Origin of the sequence: Enterococcus sp. DIV1067f (assembly GCF_050543505.1) — a bacterium.
GTDB classification, from domain to species: Bacteria; Bacillota; Bacilli; order Lactobacillales; family Enterococcaceae; genus Enterococcus_D; species Enterococcus_D entomosocium.
The window spans coordinates 27,237-46,693 of record NZ_CP172940.1 but is presented as its reverse complement, the minus strand read 5'-3'; the positions used below and the strand labels follow the sequence as shown (position 1 = coordinate 46,693).

Genomic DNA, 19,457 nt, shown 5'->3' with positions numbered 1-19,457 from the left:
TTAAAATATTTGATTAATATAAAATAATATTGCCAATGACTTTATTTACTGTTTATTTAACAAAAAAGAATAAAAAAACAGGTGAGATAAATTGAAATAGCTTACAAATTACGTTATAATCATCTTGCATGTATAGACAAGTTTAAAGGAGGACAACTATTGTGAATACGATTATATTGTCTAAGGAAGAATGGCTGTTAACGGATCAAACCGGTACGACCTATCCGTTTTCTGGGACAGACAGTGAACGAGTTGCTGCACTGACCGCGCAGCTGCAGAAAATGGAAGGTGGCGGGATCGTCTCTGAATCGCTGGTGTTTACGAATGAAGAAGGGACTTTTTCACTGGACCAATGGTTGACAGAAAAATTGAATCGTCCCTTTGTTTGCACCACGAAAGAACAGTATGAAGAAAAAAGTGCTGAAATTCCTTGGAACCTCGAATACTATGGCTACACCCCTGGTAAAGATGAATACTCGGTGGAGTCACTTTTAACCGTCGGCAACGGCTATCTAGGGCTGCGAGGCACGACGCCTGAGATGACCATTTGTGAAGCGAACTATCCAGGGCTGTATTTAGCAAGTCTTTACAATACGGTAGAATCGGATGTTTCTGGTCATACCATCAGCAATGAAGACTTCGTCAATGCACCGAATCTGCAAAAAATGTACGTGAAGATCGATGATGAAGTGATCGACATTGCCAACAATCAGCTTCTTTCCTTTAAACGGACATTAGATCTGAAGACCGGCTTGTTCCAATCAGTGGCAGAAATTGAAACAAAAAAACAAAAGCGTCTGCGAATCGAAACGAAGAAAATCGCCAATATGCAAGACGTTCACCAATATAGCTTGGTCTATCAGTTTACCCCGCTGAACTTTTCCGGCACCGTTACTTTCGTCAGTGAAGCCGACGGATCGGTCTATAACTATAACGTCGCTCGTTACCGTAGCTTAACCAACCAGCATTTGACCGTGAAAGAGACAGCAGCTGAACAAAACAAAGCGCATTTAGTGGTCACCACTAACCAATCACAGATTACCGTTGTCCAATCCTCTGAACTGTTTTCAAAGGACCTGCCATTGGCTGAGCTGCACGCTGAAACAAACGACCAGCTCGTCCGTCAGCAAGTAGCCCTTGAGGTGACGGATGGACAAACTTATCGGGTCGAAAAATCAGTCACTGCTGCCGCTTATCGGCAAGAGGATCCGCAACCGGCATTTACGTTTTCTTCCTTAGCATTACCTGATTTTGCGACGATGTATACCGCCTCAAAACAAGCCTGGGCTGAATTATGGGCGAAAGCGGCCATCGAAGTCACTGGTGACTTGATGTCGCAAAAAATGCTGAATCTGCATACGTATCATCTGCTGGTCTCCGCAGCACCGAATGCTTATCAGGAGTCCTTAGATGCCAGTATCACTGCCCGTGGCCTACATGGTGAAGCCTATCGCGGTCATATTTTCTGGGATGAACTGTTTATCTTACCCTTTTACATTCTACATTTTCCTGACACCGCCAAAGAAATTTTGCTGTATCGCTACCGCCGCTTAGCTGCTGCCAAAAAAGACGCCCAAAAAGCCGGTTACCAAGGCGCCATGTTCCCATGGCAATCAGGCTTGGATGGCAGTGAGCAATCCCAAGAACTGCATTTGAATCCTATCAGCGGCGAATGGAAAGAAGACCACAGTCGCTTGCAGCGCCACGTCTCCTTAGCGATCGCTTATAACATTTGGCAATATTGGCACAACACACAAGACCGTCCCTTTATGGAACAATATGGATTAGAATTGATGTTAGAAGTCGCCCATTTCTGGCAAAGTGCTGCCACCTGGGATGATACTGCTCAACGTTACTTTATCGATAAAGTCATGGGACCAGATGAATTTCATGAAAGCTACCCAAATAGTGAACAAGGCGGCTTGAAAAACAACGCCTATACCAATATGATGGTAGTATGGTTGTTTGAAGAGATCGAGAACCTCCAACAACAACTATCAGCAGAGAGCTTCCAAGCAGTATTGGAGAAAACGGCTTTAACCCCAGCGGATATTGCTGCTATGGCAGATATTCGTACCAAATTAGGCTTAGAGATCGATCACGAAGGCATCATCGCACAGTTTGAAGGGTACTTCCAGTTGGAAGATCTGGATTGGGCCCATTATAAAGAGAAATATGGCAACATTTATCGGATGGATCGCATCCTAAACGCTGAAGGCAAGAGTGCTGACAGCTACAAAGTCGCGAAACAAGCCGATAGTTTGATGATTTTCTATAATTTCTCAAAAGAGCAAGTCAATCAAATTTTGGCGGATCTTTCTTACCAACTGCCAACAGACTATATTGAAAAAAATCTCCATTATTATTTGGCTCGCACCTCCCACGGCTCGACTTTGTCGCGGATCGTTCACGCTCAGTTAGCGGCAATGGTGGATGATCAGGAATTGGCTTGGTCGTTATACCAAGAAGCCCTCTCTTCTGATTATCGTGATATCCAAGGCGGGACCACGGCAGAAGGCATTCACGCCGGTGTCATGGCCGCTACGTTGTTTATTCCGTTAACCACTTTTGCTGGGATTGATATTCGAGAAGAGCAACTGCAGATCACACCAAACTTGCCAAAAGCTTGGGACAGCTTAGCCTTTCAGCTAGAAGTTCGCGGCACCCGCTTTGCATTGAATGTTACACATGAAACATTGACGATCACCGCTGATCAGCCAGTCACGATCTTAGTGAATGGGCAGCAAGTTTCTCTAGAAGCAAAGAAAGAAGCAACGATTACTTACTAAAAGGAGTTTTACACATGAAAAAAGGATTTGTTTTTGATTTAGACGGCGTTATCACGGATACAGCTAAATACCACTACATCGCATGGAAAGAATTAGCTGCGGAGATTGGGATCGAGATCGATTTGAAATTCAATGAGCAGTTAAAAGGCATTAGCCGCATGGATTCTTTAGAGCGAATCTTAACACTAGGCAACAAAAATGATGCCTACACAGAAGTCGAAAAAGAAGCCTTAGCGACAAAGAAAAATACCCACTATGTACAATTATTACAAAGCTTGACTCCTGATGATCTATTGCCGGGGGTAAAGACGTTCCTTGATGAAGCCAAAGCAAAAAATATTCCTTGTGCCATCGCTTCGGCATCCAAGAATGCGCCGTTTATTTTGGACAAACTAGGTGTCATGCAAGACTTTGATACGATCGTTGACCCAGCAACCTTGAAAAAAGGCAAACCAGATCCAGAAATCTTTATCCAAGCAGCGCTAGCACTAGGCATTGAACCGGCAGAAGCAGTTGGGTTTGAAGATGCTCAAGCAGGGATCGACGGCATCAAAGCTGCTGGTATGTACGCGGTAGGCGTTTATTCAGGAGAAGAACTACACGGTGCAGATGTGATCGTTGAAAAATTGACGGATCTAAACATTGACGAACTTTTGGCGAAATAGTCGATTGCATTTCCAAATTGGCCTCGCTATAATAGCCAAAGAGGGGGCAATCCGATGAACAAGTTCAAAGAGATATTTTTAGATTTAGAACAAAAAATTCTAGCAAACGAATACCCTCCGCATTCTTTGCTGCCTAGCGAAAACCAATTGATCAAAACTTATGGTGTCTCCCGCGAGACTGTCCGTAAGGCATTGAATTTATTGCGGGATGCTGGTTATATCCAAAAGAAACAAGGGAAAGGTTCGATCGTTTTAGACTTGAATCGCTTTGATTTCCCGATTTCTGGCTTGACGAGTTTTCGTGAGCTGCAAGATACCCAACGCATTCCTAGTGAAACAAAGGTTGTCGAGATCCGTAAGATCGCCGTTTCGCCAAAGCTGCACGAGACCACTGGTTGGCCTGTCGCTTCTGAGGCATGGAAACTGATCCGTCAGCGGAGAATCGATGGAGAAGTGGTGATTTTGGATAAAGATTACCTTGATGCTTCTATCATCGAAGAGTTGCCAGAAAACCGAGCGAAAGTATCGATTTTTGATTACTTTGAAAATGATCTTGGCCTTGAGATCGCTTATGCACAAAAAGAAATCACTGTTGACCCCGTCAACAAAGAATTGCGGGATCTAATGGATCTGCGTCCTGAAGATCAGCATGTCGTTACGGTTCGCAGCCTCGTGTATCTAGAAGACACGCGCTGTTTTGAATACACCGAATCGATCCACCGACTGGATAAATTCCGCTTTGTGGACTTTGCCCGTCGACGCAAGATTTGATGGACGTATAGACGTGAAAAAGACAAAACAGACCTAGACTTCACCGAGAAGTCTGGGTCTGTTTTATCTTTCAATCCCCCCCTCTCGAGATGATGCTGGATCGATCCTTCCTCTTTTCGCCTCTGTCGCTAACGATTCATCCTTTTGCTTTCCCGGCGTTTGGCTGCCGACGAACAAAAAAGGCTCAATCATTTATGGGACTGATGAAAAGCACAGTTGATTTTGAACAACTCAGTCGTCCTTATTAACAGTCAGCCACACAAAAAAAGCAGTACCCTCTGAGAGGATACTGCTTTTGCTTGCTATTTGGCGTAATCCGTTGCGCGGGTCTCGCGAATAACGGTTACTTTGATATGACCTGGGTAATCCAAATCGTCTTCGATCTTCTTGCGGATGTCGCGAACCAATCGTACAGCATCCAAATCAGAAATCTCTTCTGGTTTGACCATTACACGGACTTCACGTCCGGCTTGGACGGCAAAACTGGAATCGACACCTTTGAAGCCGTTGGCGATATTTTCTAGGTTTTGCAAGCGGCGAATATAATTTTCCAATGATTCGCTGCGGGCACCTGGACGGGCTGCTGACAAGGCATCTGCGGCTGCAACTAAAACAGAGATAACCGATGTTGCTTCAACATCTCCATGGTGAGAAGCGATCGCATTGATCACCACACCATTTTCTTTGTATTTGGCAGCTAACTCAGCCCCGATCTCAACGTGAGAGCCTTCGATTTCATGGTCAAGGGCTTTCCCGATATCATGCAAGAGTCCGGCACGTTTAGCTAACTGAATATCTTCGCCTAATTCTGCGGCAAGAACACCGGTTAGTTTTGCGACTTCGATCGAGTGGTTCAAGACGTTTTGTCCGTAGCTGGTACGGAAACGCAAACGACCTAAAATCTTGATCAAGTCTGGATGAAGGGTGTGAGCACCGACTTCAAAGGCTGCTTGTTCCCCATATTCACGAATATGCTCATCCATTTCTTTCCGAGATTTTTCGACCATTTCTTCAATTCGAGCTGGATGGATCCGGCCGTCTTGAATCAGTTTTTCAAGGGTCATACGAGCAATTTCACGGCGAATCGGATCAAATCCTGATAAGACGACTGCTTCTGGCGTGTCATCGATGATCAAATCGATCCCTGTCAATGTTTCAAGGGTCCGAATGTTCCGACCTTCTCTTCCGATGATTCGACCTTTCATCTCATCATTTGGTAATGATACGACCGATACCGTGGTTTCAGACACTTGGTCTGCGGCACAACGTTGGATTGCTAGGGACAAGAGATTTTTTGCTTTTCGATCTGCTTCTTCCTTCGCACGCTGTTCAGATTCTTTGACCATGATCGTTAATTCATGGTTCAATTCCTCTTCCGTTGATTTCATGATCAACTCTTTTGCTTCATCTCTAGACAGCGCGGCGATGCGCTCTAATTCTTTCTGTTGTCCATCGATTAAGTTTTCTACTTCTTTTTCTCGCTCGTCAATTAATTGTTGTTTCTCACTAAGTCTGCCTTCTTTATCTTCAAGTGAGCGTTCTCGTTTTTCCAAAGAATCGTCCTTACGATCAAGTACTTGTTCTCTTTGGAGTAAACGATTTTCTTGTGATTTTAAATCAAGTTTGCTTTCTTTCAACTCACTTTCAATCTCTGACCGATACTTCTGATTTTCTTCCTTAGCTTCTAACAATGCTTCTTTTTTAAGAGTTTCTGCTTCTTTCTTAGCGCTTTCGATAATTCCAGCTGCAGAATTTTGGGCGCCGTTGATTTCTTTCTCATGACGAGATTTCGTCACATAAACTCCTAATCCAAGACCGACAATTAAACCGATGATAGCGAGGAGAATGTAAAGTAGTTCCAATGAATCCACCTCCATACTATCTTTTTAAATATTTTGTAATTTTGATTAACAAAGGATAACAAAATTATCAATTCGCTACTTCTTATGTGGAAATCCACATACGTTTATTCTAATGTTTGAACACAAGAGTGTCAACTTTAAATAATAAAGTAAACTTTCGCAACCCTTCCTTTTTACGGATGTTTTTTCAACAATAGATGAATCTAGCAAAAAGCCACAAAAAAGCCAAACAACCTCGTTGTTTGGCTTTTCAAGACTTATTCGTCTAATGGTAATTCTTCTTGCGCTTCCTCGAGGGTTACGGTCTCTCCTGTTCCAATCCCGTAAGCATCGCGGACGCGAGCAGAAACTTCTAGCATCATTTCTTGGTGTTCACGCATATAGTTTTTGGCGTTTTCACGACCTTGACCGATGCGATCCCCTTTATAGGCATACCACGCACCGCTTTTATCAACGATGTCTTGTTCCACGGCCATATCCAATAATTCACCTTCTTGTGAAATACCTAGACCATACATCATGTCGACTTCCGCTACTTTAAATGGTGGCGCTACTTTGTTTTTGACTACTTTGATCTTCGTGCGGTTCCCGATGATATCTGTACCGGATTTCAATTGCTCAGCACGACGTACTTCCAAACGGATGGTTGAATAGAATTTCAACGCACGTCCACCAGGTGTCGTTTCTGGATTCCCAAACATGATCCCAACTTTTTCGCGAATTTGGTTGATAAAGATCGCGATCGTTTTCGTTTTGTTGATGGAACCAGAAAGTTTCCGTAATGCTTGTGACATCAAACGAGCTTGCAAACCAACGTGGGTATCACCCATTTCACCATCGATCTCCGCCCGTGGGACTAAAGCTGCTACCGAGTCAATAACTACGATATCAACCGCACCACTTGAAACTAAGGCGTCAGCGATCTCTAATCCTTGTTCCCCTGTATCTGGTTGTGATAACAAAAGATCATCGATATTTACACCTAATTTTTGCGCATACTGAGGATCTAACGCATGTTCGGCATCGATAAATGCTGCTGTTCCGCCATTTTTTTGGACTTCCGCAATGGCATGTAAAGCAACTGTCGTTTTACCAGAACTTTCTGGGCCGTAAACTTCTACGATCCGTCCTCGTGGGTAACCACCTACACCTAATGCAACATCCAAGGCCAATGAACCACTTGGGATCGTTGAAATTTGTTGATCAACTTTTTCGCCAAGCTTCATGATGGCACCTTTACCATAGTTCTTTTCAATCTTCTTTAGTGCAGCATCTAAGGCTGCTTTACGATCATCTGCCAAACGGATAATCCTCCTTATATTCATCACTTTCGTGTGTCGTTCATAAGATAATAATAGTCCTTCTGAAGGGAAATTGCAAGAAAAAACGAACAAACATTCGCATTAATTTAATAATTCCTTACGTATTTGATTTAAGCCTGCCATGACAGCACTATGCCGAATATAGGCGCGGTCGCGGTTGAAGTGATACAGCTGGCTTGAGACGCCTTTGTCAGAAGCTAAGGCGATCCAAACAGTGCCTTTGGGCTGGCCTTCTAATTCGTCTGGACCAGCAACACCGGTGAAGGCCACCGCATAATCGGTCTCTGCTTGTTTGCGGGCATAGACGGCCATTGCTTCCGCACACTCCTGACTAACAGTCCCATAGCTTTCTAAAAGCGCTGAATCGATGCCTAAGAGCTTGCTTTTTGTTCCAGCAGAATATGTCACGAACCCACCGGGAAACACCTCAGAGACGCCAGGAATCCCTCCTAGGGTCGCTTGAAACAAACCAGCGGTCAAACTTTCCGCTGCGGTGACGGTTTTCTTTTTCTCGATTAGTAGATCGACGACTGTTTCTGCCAGCGAATTTTGTTCCCCATATCCATAGAAATACGCACCGACCCGTGCTTGGACGGTTTCTTCTAATGCATCCAATTGTTTGATTCCTTGCGCCTCATCTGCGGTTTTGACCGTCAGACGCAATGTGACCTCATTGGGTTTGGCATAAGGGGCGATGGTGGGATTGACTTGGTTCTCGATCAAATCGGCCAATTCTGTGACCAACGCCGATTCTCCGATCCCGTAATAGCGCAAAACGCGAGAAAGCAAGACTTCTTCTTGGGGAAACTGCTCTAACAGAAGTGGTTTTGCGTGGGTAAGAAACATCGCCTGCAGTTCACTTGGCGGTCCTGGCAGCAGCAAATAACTGGTAGCGGCTGTCTGATAAAAAATCCCGATCGCTAGTCCATTGGGATTTGGCAAAGACACACCGTCTTTGAAGACTAAGGTCTGCCGCAAATTGTTTTCCGTCATCCTCCGTTGACTATTTTCAAAGAAGGCTTTCAATTGGTGATAACCTGGTTCATCTCGCACTAATTCCTGTCCCACATGGCGCGCAGTGACTTGTTTCGTCAAGTCATCGTCGGTGGGCCCTAAGCCGCCGCACAGCACGATCAAGTCGCTGCGTTTGTCGGCGATCGTCAGCAATTCCTCTAAGCGATTGGGGTTGTCCCCGACAACACTATGATAAAAAACATCGATCCCTAGACTTGCCAGTTCTTCTGACAAGAAGGTCGCGTTCGTATTCACCACCTGTCCTAAAAGTAATTCGGTCCCGACTGCAATAATTTCTGCTTTCATTCTTTTACTCCTTCATTTATCAGATACGTAAAAGTCTTTCATATTGACAAAAAAAGTCCAGAAAACTTCTGAACTTTCGTGACTTGTATCCTTGTTTTTATCGCTTCTTTATCTAGATCTAGAAATTTTACATAGAATCTTTAAAAACATTCGTATTTTTTATGAAATAATCGACCCCGGAATAGATCGTGAAGATCAAGCATAGATACAACATGATTTGATCGACAGGTAAACCGATCATTGAAAAGGGAATGTTGTTCAAGAACAAGAAAATGATCGCAACCATTTGTGTCGCGGTTTTGATTTTCCCCGGCCACGCAGCAGCCATGACTTCGCCGCTTTGTTCCACTAACAACAAGCGTAAACCTGTCACTGCCAACTCACGGCAAACGATGATCGAAACTACCCAGCCTGGGGCTTTGTTTAATTCGACCAGCATGATAAAAGCCGTCATGACGAGCATTTTATCTGCTAACGGGTCAGCAAACTTCCCGAAGTTGGTAACAAGGCCTCTGGAACGAGCGATCTTGCCATCTAGCCAGTCCGTAATGCTGGCTGCCGCAAAAAGGATCGCTGCAATAAGGTGCGTGTTTTCTAATTGTGTCGTACCAACGGTCATCGTGCCAAGATCGATCGGCAAAACCAAGACCAAAATAAAGATGGGGATCATAATGATTCGTAATACAGTTAATTGATTGGGTAAATTCACGAAATAGACTCCTCTCTGCCGACTATTGTACGAAATAACGGCAAATCATGCCACTACTTCTGCTTTTCACCAGTCGGGTGCAACAGATAACTTTTTAGCTAATGATACCTCAATAAGGCGCATTTGTCAGATTTATGCCGCATCGTCTTGGTATTCAATCACGAGACGGACCGTCTTTTGTAACAATTCAAATTGCGGATCAGAAAAGTCCACTTCCTGTCCATTGGCCTTGATGGAGATATTTTGGCTTGCTCCCAGGGTCAAAGTCGCATTCGTGGCGCCTTCTGGCAGCGTCATTGATTGCGTTTCCCCTGCTTGTAGAGTGTATTGGTACACATAAGCATTGTCAACTTGTACACCGACCCAACAAGAAGCATCTAGCCCAGTAAATGCCAATTCAATAGGGTTTTCCGCATCTTTCATCGTGATCGTGATCGAGGATTGCGTGGAATCGCTAGCCGTCATCGTCATTTTCGCTTCGCTGGATTCCGTCGTACTTGAGGACTCCGTCGCTTCACTCGAAGTACTGGTTTCTTCCGTACTTGTCGTGGTGGAAGCTGTAGACGCCGAATTTTCTACCACGAGAGAAGAACTCCCTTGGATCATCGGTGTTGTATTACGGTCTTGCCAAGCCATGTAGCCCACGATACTCACGATCGTAATGGCAACCAGGCCTAATAGAATCATCGGCAAATAGCGGACGACAAATGAGCCGCTTTTTTCTTCTACGTGCTGTGCTTTTCGTGAGCCGCTGACGGTTTCAGGCTGCGGTCTTTTTGGTAAGGGGGCGTCTAACGTATCTTTGCCATCAAAAACGGCCACCAATTTGTCGCCGTCTTCTCCAACCGCTGCTGCATATTGGCGAATAAACGCGCGGACATAAAAAGTGCCTGGCAATTGATCAAAACGCTCCGCTTCAATTGCTTCTAAATAGCGTTTTTGGATCTTTGTCATTTGTTGTAATTCAATCAATGAAATGTTCTTATCTAAACGGGCTTGCCGTAATTTTGCTCCAATCGTTGTTTCGTTGGCCACTCGATCATCTACTCCAGTCTTTTATTCATCTTTAAAAAAAGCCCTAAAATCGCTGCGCTGCTTGTCGTAAGGTCAGCAAAGCTGCTCTATCATTTTAAAACAGGGGTTCCCTGTATCAGTCAATAAAAAAAACTCCGTCACGCCGATTTCCATCTGGGCGCGCCGTCTACTAAATATAACATTTTTTCCGTGATTTTTTGCAAAAAAACAAAAAAAGATTTTGCTTCAATAATTAAAGAATACCATAAAAGAAAAAGTCTGAGGATAGCCTAACCACAACTCGCAAACAAATTTTAATACTTTTCGCCAAATTGGCATCAAAATGCAAGAAAAAACCACCCTTTGACGCAAAAAGAAAACACTGAATGATCTAGGAGTTGGGCAGCCCTTGAGCTGTTGGGCCTTCCTCCTTGAATCATTCAGTGTCGCTTAAATGACAGCTGTTTGACAAAACCAGCCTTCGCTTAGGCTTTTTCCGTTGGATACATGTAAAAACGGCTAAACGCTTTAGGATCGATAAAGGAACGAGCCGCTTGCTGAACATCTTCCAAAGTGATCGATTGGATCACCTCCGGTAGATCAAAGAGCGTCGTTTCACCGAATAAGCTTTGGGTAAACTGGTTTGCAATAAACTCCAATGAGTTCAGTGATTGGAAATATTTCCCTAGCATTTTCTTCTTCAATAACGTCAAGTTTTCTTCATTAATCTCTGGGTCGTGCTGGAAATTCATTAAGATCGCTTCGATCTCTGCCAACATTTCTTTTGGCTCTTCAGAATCCCCCGAGAAATCGGCAAAGTAAAAGCCGCGATCCAAGTTCACTTCAAATCCAAACGTGTCATCGATGATGCCTTGATCATACAGACGCAAATAATTGGCGGAAGTATTGCCTAAAACCAATTGGCAGAAAAGGTTCAACGCATTTTTGAAGCGTAAGAGCTCTCTTCCTGATTCCGGCAGTTTGTTCAAGTCCCCTTTGATCCCTAACACGCCTTTAGCACGTGTCACTGGCATGGTAAGGCTTGATTCTGCTTGAATATCGGCAAAGGTTTCTTCAGGAAACTGGCGAATGATCGCTTGCGTTTCTGGAAAGGTCTTGGCCGCTTGATTGGTCCGAATCCACGCCATCGTTTCTTCCGGATCGATGTTGCCTACCACAAAAAGTGTCATGTTGCTTGGGTGATAGAAGGTATTGTAGCAAAGATACAAGTCTTCTGCGGTGATCTGCGCAATGCTTTCCACCGTACCAGCGATATCGATATGCAGGGGGTGCTTCGGATACAAATTTTTGATGATGCCGAAAAACTGCTGCCAGTTCGGATCGTCATCATACATTTGGATTTCTTGGCCAATGATCCCTTTTTCTTTTTCGACGGTTTCTTCTGTGAAATACGGGGCTTGAACGAAATCGATCAACGTTTCAAGGTTCAGCTTGATTTGATCGGTTGCCGAAAAAAGGTAGCTGGTTTTCGTGAAACTGGTAAAGGCATTGGCAGAAGCCCCCTGCTGACCAAAGGTTTGAAAGACATCGCCGTCTTCTTTTTCAAACAGTTTGTGCTCTAGAAAATGGGCAATGCCATCTGGAACTTGATGCAATGCTTCGGGTGAAAACCCGAAATGATTGTCGACAGAGCCATAGTTCGTACTGAAAAGTCCGTAAGTTTTATGGAAATCGGCTTTTGGCAGCAAATAAACTTTCAAGCCGTTTGGCAATACTTCTTCATAAAGGGTCTCATTGATTTGCTGATAGACTTTTTTATTCATGGGTCGTCTCCTTATCCAGGAAGAATACAGCTTGCAAGGACACGTTTTTGGCCAATGCTTGGACATCTGCTACGGTCACTTGAGCCAATTTCTGCATAAATTCATCTTCCGTCATTTTCGTATTCGGTACCCACTGATTCAGATAGGCTGTTTCGATCAGTGCTTGTGGGTTATCCAACGAAAGCAAGTACTGGTTTTTCAACATCGCTTTTGTTTGTGCCAGTTCTTCCGCTGTGACTTCGCCACGCTGCAAGCTTTGCAGCTGTTGTTCGATCAATTTGAAGACCTTGTCGCGGTTTTTGCCGTCGATTCCTGTTTGGACCGACAAGTACCCGCGAAACGTATCGATACTGCTGGAAGCATAATAAGCCAAACTTTCTTTCTCTCGGACATTCATAAACAGTTTTGAATGAGGGAATCCGCCAAACAACCCGTTGAAGACCATAAAGGCGATCCGCTCGGCTTGGTCATAATACACGCCAGTATGATAGCCTAAGTTCAATTTGGCTTGAATGATTGGTTCCCGCAAGATTTTCTCGCGAATGATATTTTCCGCCGCTTGCTGATAAAAGACCGGTATTGCTTGGTCTGGCCGATCGGTAAAGGCCATGTTCTGGAAAATCTCCGCGACTTCTGCTTCAACCACATCGCCGATCACAAAAAGATCGATTTGGTCATTGTCCATCATTGAGCGATAGGTTTGGTAAAGCTCTTTTGCGGTCACAGCTTCTAAGTCTTGGGGACGGCCAAAGCTCGGATACTTCTGATTCTGATCGTTTTCGAAATACAACTCTTGCAGCCCTAAAGAAGCCAATGCTTGCTTATCTTCTGCCACGCTGTTCATATAGGCGATCAAGTTGTGCTTTTCGATGGTAAAGTTCTTTTCCTCAAATTGCTCCTCGTGGGCATTCGGATGGAACAAAACTTCTGCTAAAAAAGCGGCTGCTTGCGGCAAGACTGCTTCATCTGACACATACTTCCCGTTGACAAAGGACATCGCTGCATTGATTTGATGCAGATTGCCCCGTTTGTTGACATTCATTCCAAAGCTGGCACCGTAAAGCTCCGCCAGTTGACTGCTAAATGCGGTCTGCGTCGGATAAGCCAAACTAGTCGTTTCTAATAAACTAGTCAATAAAGTCCGTTTGGCGGTCATTTCGGCCTGCAATGGTGCAGTGAACCGAACGAAAAAACGGATCGTTTTATACTTTTTGGTCGGCAGCACCGTTAACCGAACACCTTTTTTTAATTCAATAGACATGTGACACCCCTTCTAGAAGCAAAATTATCTCTTCAATTATAGCATAGCTGACAAACTTTCTCCTTGGCTCATTGATCAAACCTGCTGCAGCGAGCGTTTTTTTTTATAAATCTTGCATTTTTCGCTATACTGTCAGTAAGATTTAGAAGGGAGGATACAGGATGATTAAAGAATTTAAAGAATTTATTTTACGAGGAAACGTCATTGACTTGGCGATCGGGGTCGTGATCGGGAGTGCCTTCACCGCAATCGTCACTAGTTTAGTTGAAGGATTGCTGACACCATTGGTTTCATGGATCTTATCACTCTTCGGTAACGCCGATGCCTTTTCTGGCTTGGTCTTTGAACCCGCCAAAAATGTAGTCTTTGATTTTGGCCGCGTCATCACTGCCATTATTACGTTCTTGATTACCGCATTTGTCTTGTTCTTGATTGTCAAAGCAGTGAACAAATTACGCAATCTGAAACAACAACCTGAGGAAGACGAAGTACCAGAAATCACTGCAGAGGATTATTTAGAAGAGATTCGTGATCTTTTAAAAGCGCAAACGCCTACTGCCAACACCGTTGATCCACGTCCAACATCATTGGACGATACGATCAGATAAGAAACCGGCTCTTTGTCATTAAGGACAAAAGAAGCAATTCGGATTCATCCGATCCATCAATCATAGCGCTAAAAGAAGCAAGCACGGCGAACCTCTCTAGAGAGTCGCTGTGCTTGCTTCTTTTTTCATCCCGACATGCAGGATCCCGTCTTCATAAAAAGGCGGTGTAATGGTTTTAAAGCCATACTGGCCGTAGAATTTTTCTAAGTGGGCTTGTGCTTCGATCTCAATAGGCAAAGCCGGATAACACTGCTCAATGCGATGCAAAACTTCTTTGATCAGACGATGGCCTTCTTTTTGCCCCCGGTATGCCGGTGCCACAATGACCCGACCAAAATGCACCGTTTGTTCCTGCTGGAAAATACGGGCGTATGAAACGACCTGCCCGTCCTCATCAAGGGCCCATAAATGTTTGGCCTGTGCATCGATCACATCGATCTCCTGATACGCACACGCTTGTTCCACCACAAAAACTGCTGTGCGCAAACGGGCAAGTTGATAAAACTCCACCCCAGTCATTTCCCCTAACTCTTTTAGAAAAAACGCCATCCCATCACTCCTTATCTTGTTGAACCAAAAAAGAGTCAACAAAGTGTCAACTCTTTTTGTTTCAAACAGCTTCCGATAAAAATTCAATCTCAACAGTTCTGGTTAAAATATCTGAATAACTATAAGAAACCCGCTCGAATGAATTCTCGTTTGGATCCAAATCTACAACAAAAACTGAAGGATAAGTTTCTGTCAAAACGCCGCGACGTTCAGTTTGACGCTTACGTCCAGTCTGAGCAACTAGCATAATCTCACTACCGATACGGCCTTCTAAATCTTTCTTGATTGTAGCTAAAGTTGTTGGCATCGCATTCACCTCGAGCATCATTATACCACGAAATGCAGAAAATTTCAAGTTTACCATAAAATAATTCTACTTTCAATAAGATTTTTGTTAAACGTCTTTGATAAGCGCTATCAATTTTGTCCTACCACGGCTGAAAGCGCTTTTTATTTTTTCGTAAGACAGCTTTTCTTGAGCCGCAATCTGATCAAGTTCTAATCCTTTTAAATAATTCATTATAACCATTCTTTCTAAAGACGATAAACTTTTCGGATACTCTACCAACGATTCATTAACAAACAAATAGGTCTCTGCAGTTTCCGCACAGCGATTATGATCGGTCAAAAACCGATTGCCTTCTTGTGAAAGCTTTTCTTCCAGCGAGCAGGCATCGACTTGGGCTTTGCGTTTTTGGGCATGCTGCGCCCGCAACAAGCTGCAGATACGGTTTTCAAAGGATCGCTTAAACAAGATACCCAGCGTCGTTCCTTTGTCCTGATCGTAAGTCTTTAGACACTTATTAAAAACGATCCGGCCTTCTTGCAGCCAATCATCTAAGTCATAATCCCGCAGATAATATTTTTTATGCAAAATCTCAACGATCGGTCGATATTTTCTGAACAACTCTTCAAATCTATCAGAAGGGTGTGATACTTGTCCTTCTTCCCTGCGCATCGATATCACTCCTTTTGTTTTTGCTTCATTTGCTACAAAAGGAGCGTATCATAAATGGCTGGGACATCTTCTAATTTACCAGACCAACTTTGTCCCTAACTAAGGTCGCGCAATTTCTTTTCAAGTTCAGCTAATTGTTCCGGTGACCAAGGGGAATTGCGCCGGAAATTTTCAAACCGCAAATCGGTTTGATGCTCGTGGATGTCTTTTTCCGTTTTTTCCACGCTTTTGTACAATTCCCGTGCCGAAGTTCGTAAGGCACCTTGAGAGAAGATCACCCACTGTTCGGCTAAATCGCTGGTAGCGACGGTGACTTGCGTCAATCGATTGTTTAACTCACCAGCGATTCGTTCAATGTAGCTGTCGGCGGTCTCTCCTTCTTCGGTAAAAATAACTTCCAGCTGATATTTGGTGTAACTTTGTGTCACACCAGGCACCAGTTGGGCATCAAAAACAACGATGATTCTCAAGCCTTCATATTTTGCATAATTCGATAGCCGGTTCAGCAAAGCTTCTCTCGCATCTTCTAAACGGTCCTGATTTTTCAAAAGAACCAGCTCCGGCCAAGCGCCAATCATATTGTAGCCATCCACGATCAGCAAAGGGGTTTTCATTGGGATGCCCCATTTCGGCTAGTAAAGGCCTGATACATCAACAAGCCTGCCGCCACACTGGCGTTCAAGCTCTGCACGTGCCCGGTCATTGGGATCGTCAGCATTTGATCCACTTCTTTTTTCAAACCTTCCCCCATGCCGCGACCTTCGTTACCGATGATCAAACCGACCGCCCCTTGGGCATTCCATGTACGGTAATCACTGCCGCTCATATCAGTACCGAAGATCCAAAAACCAGCTTTTTTCAGCTGCTGGACTGCTTGGGTCAAGTTGGTCACTCGAGCCACAGGGATATGTTCCACTGCGCCGGTCGATGTTTTCACCACGATCGGCGTGATCCCCACCGCACGGTGTTTCGGAATGATGATCCCGTCTACGCCGCTGGCATCAGCGGTTCGCATGATGGAGCCGAAATTATGGGGATCTTCTAGATTATCTAAAATCAGATACAGCGGCTGTTCTTTCGTTTGGGCCAACAATTCATCCAAGGTCAAATACTGGTAAGGGGTGATCGCCAAGATCATGCCTTGATGGACCCCTTGGTCACTCATCGTATCCAGCTTTTGTTTTGGCACCCATTTGACAGGAACTGCCTGTTCCCGTGCCATTTCTTTCAGACGATCGATCTTTTCTCCCCTTGCCTCTTCAGAAAGAAACAGCTTGTTGCCTCGCCCTTCTTTCAAGGCTTCAGCAACCGCATGATAGCCAAAGACAAAATTATCTTCGATGGCTTCTCCCTCGGCTTCTTTGCGGCAATCCGGTCTATTTTCTTTTCTAGCTTCTGATTGGCCAGCTGTTTTTTTATTTGGACGCTTTCTTTGCGGTTTTTCTCGCATCTTCTTCTCCTACTTTCTTTATACACCAGTCTACCAGCTCGTCTAAGCGTTCTTTTTGCTGCGTGAGGTGCAAATACCCGATCAGCGATTCAAAGCCAGTAGCGATGCGATACGTCGTGACATCGGCATTTTTGGCACCCGTATGACTTTTACTATTACGGCCGCGGCGATAAAAATCATGTTCTTCTTCGGTCAAGATCTCTTCATCCAACATCTTTTGGATCAACGCTGCTTGGGCCTTGGCAGATACATAGTGGGTCGCCATATGGTGCAGTTGGTTTGGTCGGGTTTGGCCTTGGGCGACTAAATAATCGCGAATATAGACTTCATAGACCGCATCCCCCACATAGGCCAATGCCAAACCATTCAATTGTTTATAATCTCTCATATTTCTCGTCTCCATCGGGTTCCTTGCGGGGTATCTTCTAAGATGATCCCTTGTTCTTTCAACTCATCACGGATTTGGTCGCTGCGGGCAAAATCTTTGGCTTTGCGGGCGGCGATTCGTTCATTGATCAGCTGTTCGATTTCTTCATCTAGCAATTCTTCTGATACAAAATAAATCCCGAAAATCGTCAGCCATTCGCTGAACTTGGCTAATCCAGCGGTTAATAAAGCCAAGTCTGTTTCTGGGTCTTCGCTAGCTAAGTTCAGCCACTTCGCCAATTCATAGACCACTGTGATCCCATTAGCCGCGTTGAAATCATCGTCCATTTCTTTGATGAAACGTTCTTCAAATTCTTCCAGAACCGGTGCATTGACTTCCTCATCGCTGGCTTGATAGTGACTGCTATTCAAGCGGAATTTGGCATTTTCATAGGTCGTACGCAATTTTTGCAGATTGGTTTGTGCTTCATGCAAGGTAGTCTCGCTGTATTTGATTGGTCGGCGGTACTGAGTCGTTGCCAAAAAGAAACGCAGCACCTGTGGATCAACTTTTTTGACCATCTCATGCACCGTGACGAAGTTGCCCAGCGACTTACTCATTTTTTCTTCGTCTTCACCGATCGTCACATAGCCATTATGCATCCAATAGTTGGCAAAGGTCTTGCCGGTTTTTGCCTCGCTTTGGGCGATCTCATTTTCATGATGAGGGAAGGTCAAGTCTTGTCCGCCTCCATGAATATCGATGGTCTCGCCTAGGTGTTTGGTCGCCATCACCGAGCATTCGATATGCCAGCCGGGACGGCCGGCTCCCCAAGGAGATTCCCAAGCGATCTCATCGCCTTTTGCCGCTTTCCACAAAGCAAAATCCAACGGATCTTCCTTGATTTTTTGTTCTTCACCGGTTCGCTGGCTTGCGCCGACTTCCAGCTCGTCGATGGATTGGTCGCTTAATTGCCCATAGTGAGCAAATTTACGGGTACGGTAATAAACATCGCCATTGACTGGATAGGCATAGCCTTTTTCTACAAGAGCAGCAATAAAGGCAATGATGTCTTCAATATGATCCATCACACGAGGATTCATCGTAGCAGGTTTGACATTCAGCGCTGCAGTATCTTCATTGAAGGCGTTGATAAAACGCTCTGCCACTTCTGGGGCCGTCGTACCTAATTCTTTTGCTGCACGAATGATTTTATCATCGACATCGGTAAAATTCATCAAATAGTCCACTGTATAGCCGCGGTATTCGAAATAACGACGTACGGTATCAAATGAAACAGTACTGCGGCCATTCCCGATATGGATATAGTTATAGACGGTGGGTCCGCAAACATACATTTTTACTTTCTTTTCTTCCAATGGCTGAAACACTTCTTTTTCTCGTGTCAGCGTATTATAGATTTTAATCATCGTGGGTAACCTTCTTTCCTTTGATTCGAACGATCTTTGCCGGGATGCCGACAGCAGTTGCTTCTGCGGGGATATCCTTCAAAACCACTGCATTGGCGCCGATCTTTGCACGCTCACCGATCGTGACAGGACCTAAGATCTGCGCATGGGCTGAGAGAAACGCACCGGTTTTAACCGTGGGATGACGCTTGCCCCGCTCTTTGCCGGTTCCCCCCAGGGTGACTCCGTGAAACAAGACGACATCATCTTCAATGATCGCCGTTTCCCCAATCACGACCCCCATCCCATGATCGATAAAGACCCCTTGACCGATCTGGGCACCAGGATGAATCTCGATCCCGGTCAAGAAACGCCAAAACTGGGCCGTCAGTTTTGCCAAAAAATACCAGCGATGCTGAAACAAAAAGTGCGCCCAACGATGCCAAAATAAGGCATGGAATCCCGGATACGTGATGATGATCTCCAACGTTGATCGCACCGACGGATCGTGTTTTTTTGTTGCCGCAATTGCTTTTTTGAACCAAGTCATCTTCTCACCTGCTTTATCCAAACTTCTTGATACGAAAAAAGCGTCTTTCAAATAAGTTTCCTTATTCAA

The 19,457-nt window shown here is 44.6% G+C and carries 19 protein-coding genes and 1 other annotated feature (1 of these 20 only partly in view); of the genes, 4 read left to right on the top strand and 15 right to left on the bottom strand.

The window, feature by feature from the left end; all coding sequences use genetic code 11:
• The first annotated feature begins 161 nt into the window (after positions 1-161).
• From IGJ42_RS00215 to treR, 3 genes are read left to right on the top strand one after another with little or no spacing between them, the layout of a single operon-like run.
• Positions 162-2,789, top strand: coding sequence for a glycoside hydrolase family 65 protein (locus IGJ42_RS00215; protein WP_061053524.1), 2,628 nt, complete (start codon positions 162-164; stop codon positions 2,787-2,789).
• 14 nt (positions 2,790-2,803) lie between these two features.
• Complete coding sequence (gene pgmB / locus IGJ42_RS00210; RefSeq protein ID WP_005232889.1) at positions 2,804-3,454, top strand: beta-phosphoglucomutase; 651 nt, start codon at positions 2,804-2,806, stop codon at positions 3,452-3,454.
• A 54-nt stretch (positions 3,455-3,508) separates the two neighbouring features.
• Positions 3,509-4,225, top strand: coding sequence for a trehalose operon repressor (gene treR, locus IGJ42_RS00205; RefSeq protein WP_005226457.1), 717 nt, complete (start codon positions 3,509-3,511; stop codon positions 4,223-4,225).
• Positions 4,226-4,527: 302 nt separating this feature from the next.
• Here the strand turns inward: treR and rny are convergent, their stop codons facing one another.
• The 7 genes from rny to yfmF all read right to left on the bottom strand — a co-directional run bounded on the left by rny (position 4,528) and on the right by yfmF (position 13,497).
• Positions 4,528-6,102, bottom strand: coding sequence for a ribonuclease Y (gene rny / locus IGJ42_RS00200; RefSeq protein WP_005232891.1), 1,575 nt, complete (start codon positions 6,100-6,102; stop codon positions 4,528-4,530).
• Between the two features lie 242 nt (positions 6,103-6,344).
• Positions 6,345-7,388, bottom strand: a complete 1,044-nt coding sequence (gene recA / locus IGJ42_RS00195; protein ID WP_008376737.1) for a recombinase RecA — start codon at positions 7,386-7,388, stop codon at positions 6,345-6,347.
• A gap of 102 nt (positions 7,389-7,490) precedes the next feature.
• Positions 7,491-8,729 (bottom strand): competence/damage-inducible protein A, encoded by a 1,239-nt coding sequence (locus IGJ42_RS00190; protein ID WP_005232893.1) that lies wholly within the window; start codon positions 8,727-8,729, stop codon positions 7,491-7,493.
• 127 nt (positions 8,730-8,856) lie between these two features.
• Positions 8,857-9,438 carry a CDP-diacylglycerol--glycerol-3-phosphate 3-phosphatidyltransferase gene (pgsA, locus tag IGJ42_RS00185; RefSeq protein ID WP_042890631.1) on the bottom strand — a complete coding sequence of 194 codons (582 nt, stop codon included), beginning with the start codon at positions 9,436-9,438 and terminating at the stop codon, positions 8,857-8,859.
• Between the two features lie 132 nt (positions 9,439-9,570).
• Entirely contained in the window at positions 9,571-10,473 is a 903-nt protein-coding gene (locus IGJ42_RS00180; protein WP_005232895.1) for a helix-turn-helix domain-containing protein, read from the bottom strand.
• 464 nt (positions 10,474-10,937) lie between these two features.
• Positions 10,938-12,236 (bottom strand): EF-P 5-aminopentanol modification-associated protein YfmH, encoded by a 1,299-nt coding sequence (yfmH, locus tag IGJ42_RS00175; protein ID WP_005232896.1) that lies wholly within the window; start codon positions 12,234-12,236, stop codon positions 10,938-10,940.
• Positions 12,229-13,497: an EF-P 5-aminopentanol modification-associated protein YfmF gene (gene yfmF / locus IGJ42_RS00170; protein ID WP_005232897.1), complete on the bottom strand. Its 1,269-nt coding sequence runs from the start codon at positions 13,495-13,497 to the stop codon at positions 12,229-12,231. Before yfmF ends, yfmH begins: the two co-directional genes overlap by 8 nt.
• 161 nt (positions 13,498-13,658) lie before the next feature.
• On the opposite strand from yfmF, the gene mscL reads away from it, so the two are divergent.
• Positions 13,659-14,105, top strand: coding sequence for a large conductance mechanosensitive channel protein MscL (gene mscL, locus IGJ42_RS00165; RefSeq protein ID WP_005232898.1), 447 nt, complete (start codon positions 13,659-13,661; stop codon positions 14,103-14,105).
• A gap of 96 nt (positions 14,106-14,201) precedes the next feature.
• Here the strand turns inward: mscL and IGJ42_RS00160 are convergent, their stop codons facing one another.
• The 8 genes from IGJ42_RS00160 to epsC form a co-directional block, all read right to left on the bottom strand.
• The gene (locus tag IGJ42_RS00160) at positions 14,202-14,654 is read right to left on the bottom strand and encodes a GNAT family N-acetyltransferase (protein WP_086298923.1); all 453 of its coding nucleotides are present in this window, start codon (positions 14,652-14,654) and stop codon (positions 14,202-14,204) included.
• 61 nt (positions 14,655-14,715) lie between these two features.
• Positions 14,716-14,961: a Veg family protein gene (locus IGJ42_RS00155; protein WP_005226417.1), complete on the bottom strand. Its 246-nt coding sequence runs from the start codon at positions 14,959-14,961 to the stop codon at positions 14,716-14,718.
• An 87-nt stretch (positions 14,962-15,048) separates the two neighbouring features.
• Complete coding sequence (locus tag IGJ42_RS00150) at positions 15,049-15,612, bottom strand: sigma-70 family RNA polymerase sigma factor (RefSeq protein WP_005232901.1); 564 nt, start codon at positions 15,610-15,612, stop codon at positions 15,049-15,051.
• 95 nt (positions 15,613-15,707) lie between these two features.
• Positions 15,708-16,226, bottom strand: a complete 519-nt coding sequence (locus tag IGJ42_RS00145; protein WP_005232902.1) for an NYN domain-containing protein — start codon at positions 16,224-16,226, stop codon at positions 15,708-15,710.
• Positions 16,223-17,062, bottom strand: coding sequence for a 23S rRNA (guanosine(2251)-2'-O)-methyltransferase RlmB (rlmB, locus tag IGJ42_RS00140; RefSeq protein ID WP_430615839.1), 840 nt, complete (start codon positions 17,060-17,062; stop codon positions 16,223-16,225). Before rlmB ends, IGJ42_RS00145 begins: the two co-directional genes overlap by 4 nt.
• Positions 17,028-17,450, bottom strand: a complete 423-nt coding sequence (locus IGJ42_RS00135; protein ID WP_005232904.1) for a Mini-ribonuclease 3 — start codon at positions 17,448-17,450, stop codon at positions 17,028-17,030. Before IGJ42_RS00135 ends, rlmB begins: the two co-directional genes overlap by 35 nt.
• A complete protein-coding gene (gene cysS / locus IGJ42_RS00130) occupies positions 17,447-18,859 on the bottom strand; it encodes a cysteine--tRNA ligase (protein WP_016619443.1) in 1,413 nt (470 codons plus the stop codon). Before cysS ends, IGJ42_RS00135 begins: the two co-directional genes overlap by 4 nt.
• Entirely contained in the window at positions 18,852-19,388 is a 537-nt protein-coding gene (epsC, locus tag IGJ42_RS00125) for a serine O-acetyltransferase EpsC (protein WP_061054472.1), read from the bottom strand. Before epsC ends, cysS begins: the two co-directional genes overlap by 8 nt.
• Before the next feature lie 65 nt (positions 19,389-19,453).
• Positions 19,454-19,457 (bottom strand) — a binding site (T-box leader); it runs 195 nt beyond the window's last position.

Bases quoted from the DNA above. Each gene is read 5' to 3' on its own strand.
- pgmB (WP_005232889.1), top strand. From the start codon at position 2,804: ATGAAAAAAGGATTTGTTTTTGATTTAGACGGCGTTATCACGGATACA.
- treR (WP_005226457.1), top strand. From the start codon at position 3,509: ATGAACAAGTTCAAAGAGATATTTTTAGATTTAGAACAAAAAATTCTA.
- rny (WP_005232891.1), bottom strand. From the start codon at position 6,102: ATGGAGGTGGATTCATTGGAACTACTTTACATTCTCCTCGCTATCATC.
- IGJ42_RS00190 (WP_005232893.1), bottom strand. From the start codon at position 8,729: ATGAAAGCAGAAATTATTGCAGTCGGGACCGAATTACTTTTAGGACAG.
- yfmH (WP_005232896.1), bottom strand. From the start codon at position 12,236: ATGAATAAAAAAGTCTATCAGCAAATCAATGAGACCCTTTATGAAGAA.
- yfmF (WP_005232897.1), bottom strand. From the start codon at position 13,497: ATGTCTATTGAATTAAAAAAAGGTGTTCGGTTAACGGTGCTGCCGACC.
- mscL (WP_005232898.1), top strand. From the start codon at position 13,659: ATGATTAAAGAATTTAAAGAATTTATTTTACGAGGAAACGTCATTGAC.
- IGJ42_RS00160 (WP_086298923.1), bottom strand. From the start codon at position 14,654: ATGGCGTTTTTTCTAAAAGAGTTAGGGGAAATGACTGGGGTGGAGTTT.
- IGJ42_RS00155 (WP_005226417.1), bottom strand. From the start codon at position 14,961: ATGCCAACAACTTTAGCTACAATCAAGAAAGATTTAGAAGGCCGTATC.
- IGJ42_RS00150 (WP_005232901.1), bottom strand. From the start codon at position 15,612: ATGCGCAGGGAAGAAGGACAAGTATCACACCCTTCTGATAGATTTGAA.
- IGJ42_RS00145 (WP_005232902.1), bottom strand. From the start codon at position 16,226: ATGAAAACCCCTTTGCTGATCGTGGATGGCTACAATATGATTGGCGCT.
- rlmB (WP_430615839.1), bottom strand. From the start codon at position 17,062: ATGCGAGAAAAACCGCAAAGAAAGCGTCCAAATAAAAAAACAGCTGGC.
- IGJ42_RS00135 (WP_005232904.1), bottom strand. From the start codon at position 17,450: ATGAGAGATTATAAACAATTGAATGGTTTGGCATTGGCCTATGTGGGG.
- cysS (WP_016619443.1), bottom strand. From the start codon at position 18,859: ATGATTAAAATCTATAATACGCTGACACGAGAAAAAGAAGTGTTTCAG.
- epsC (WP_061054472.1), bottom strand. From the start codon at position 19,388: ATGACTTGGTTCAAAAAAGCAATTGCGGCAACAAAAAAACACGATCCG.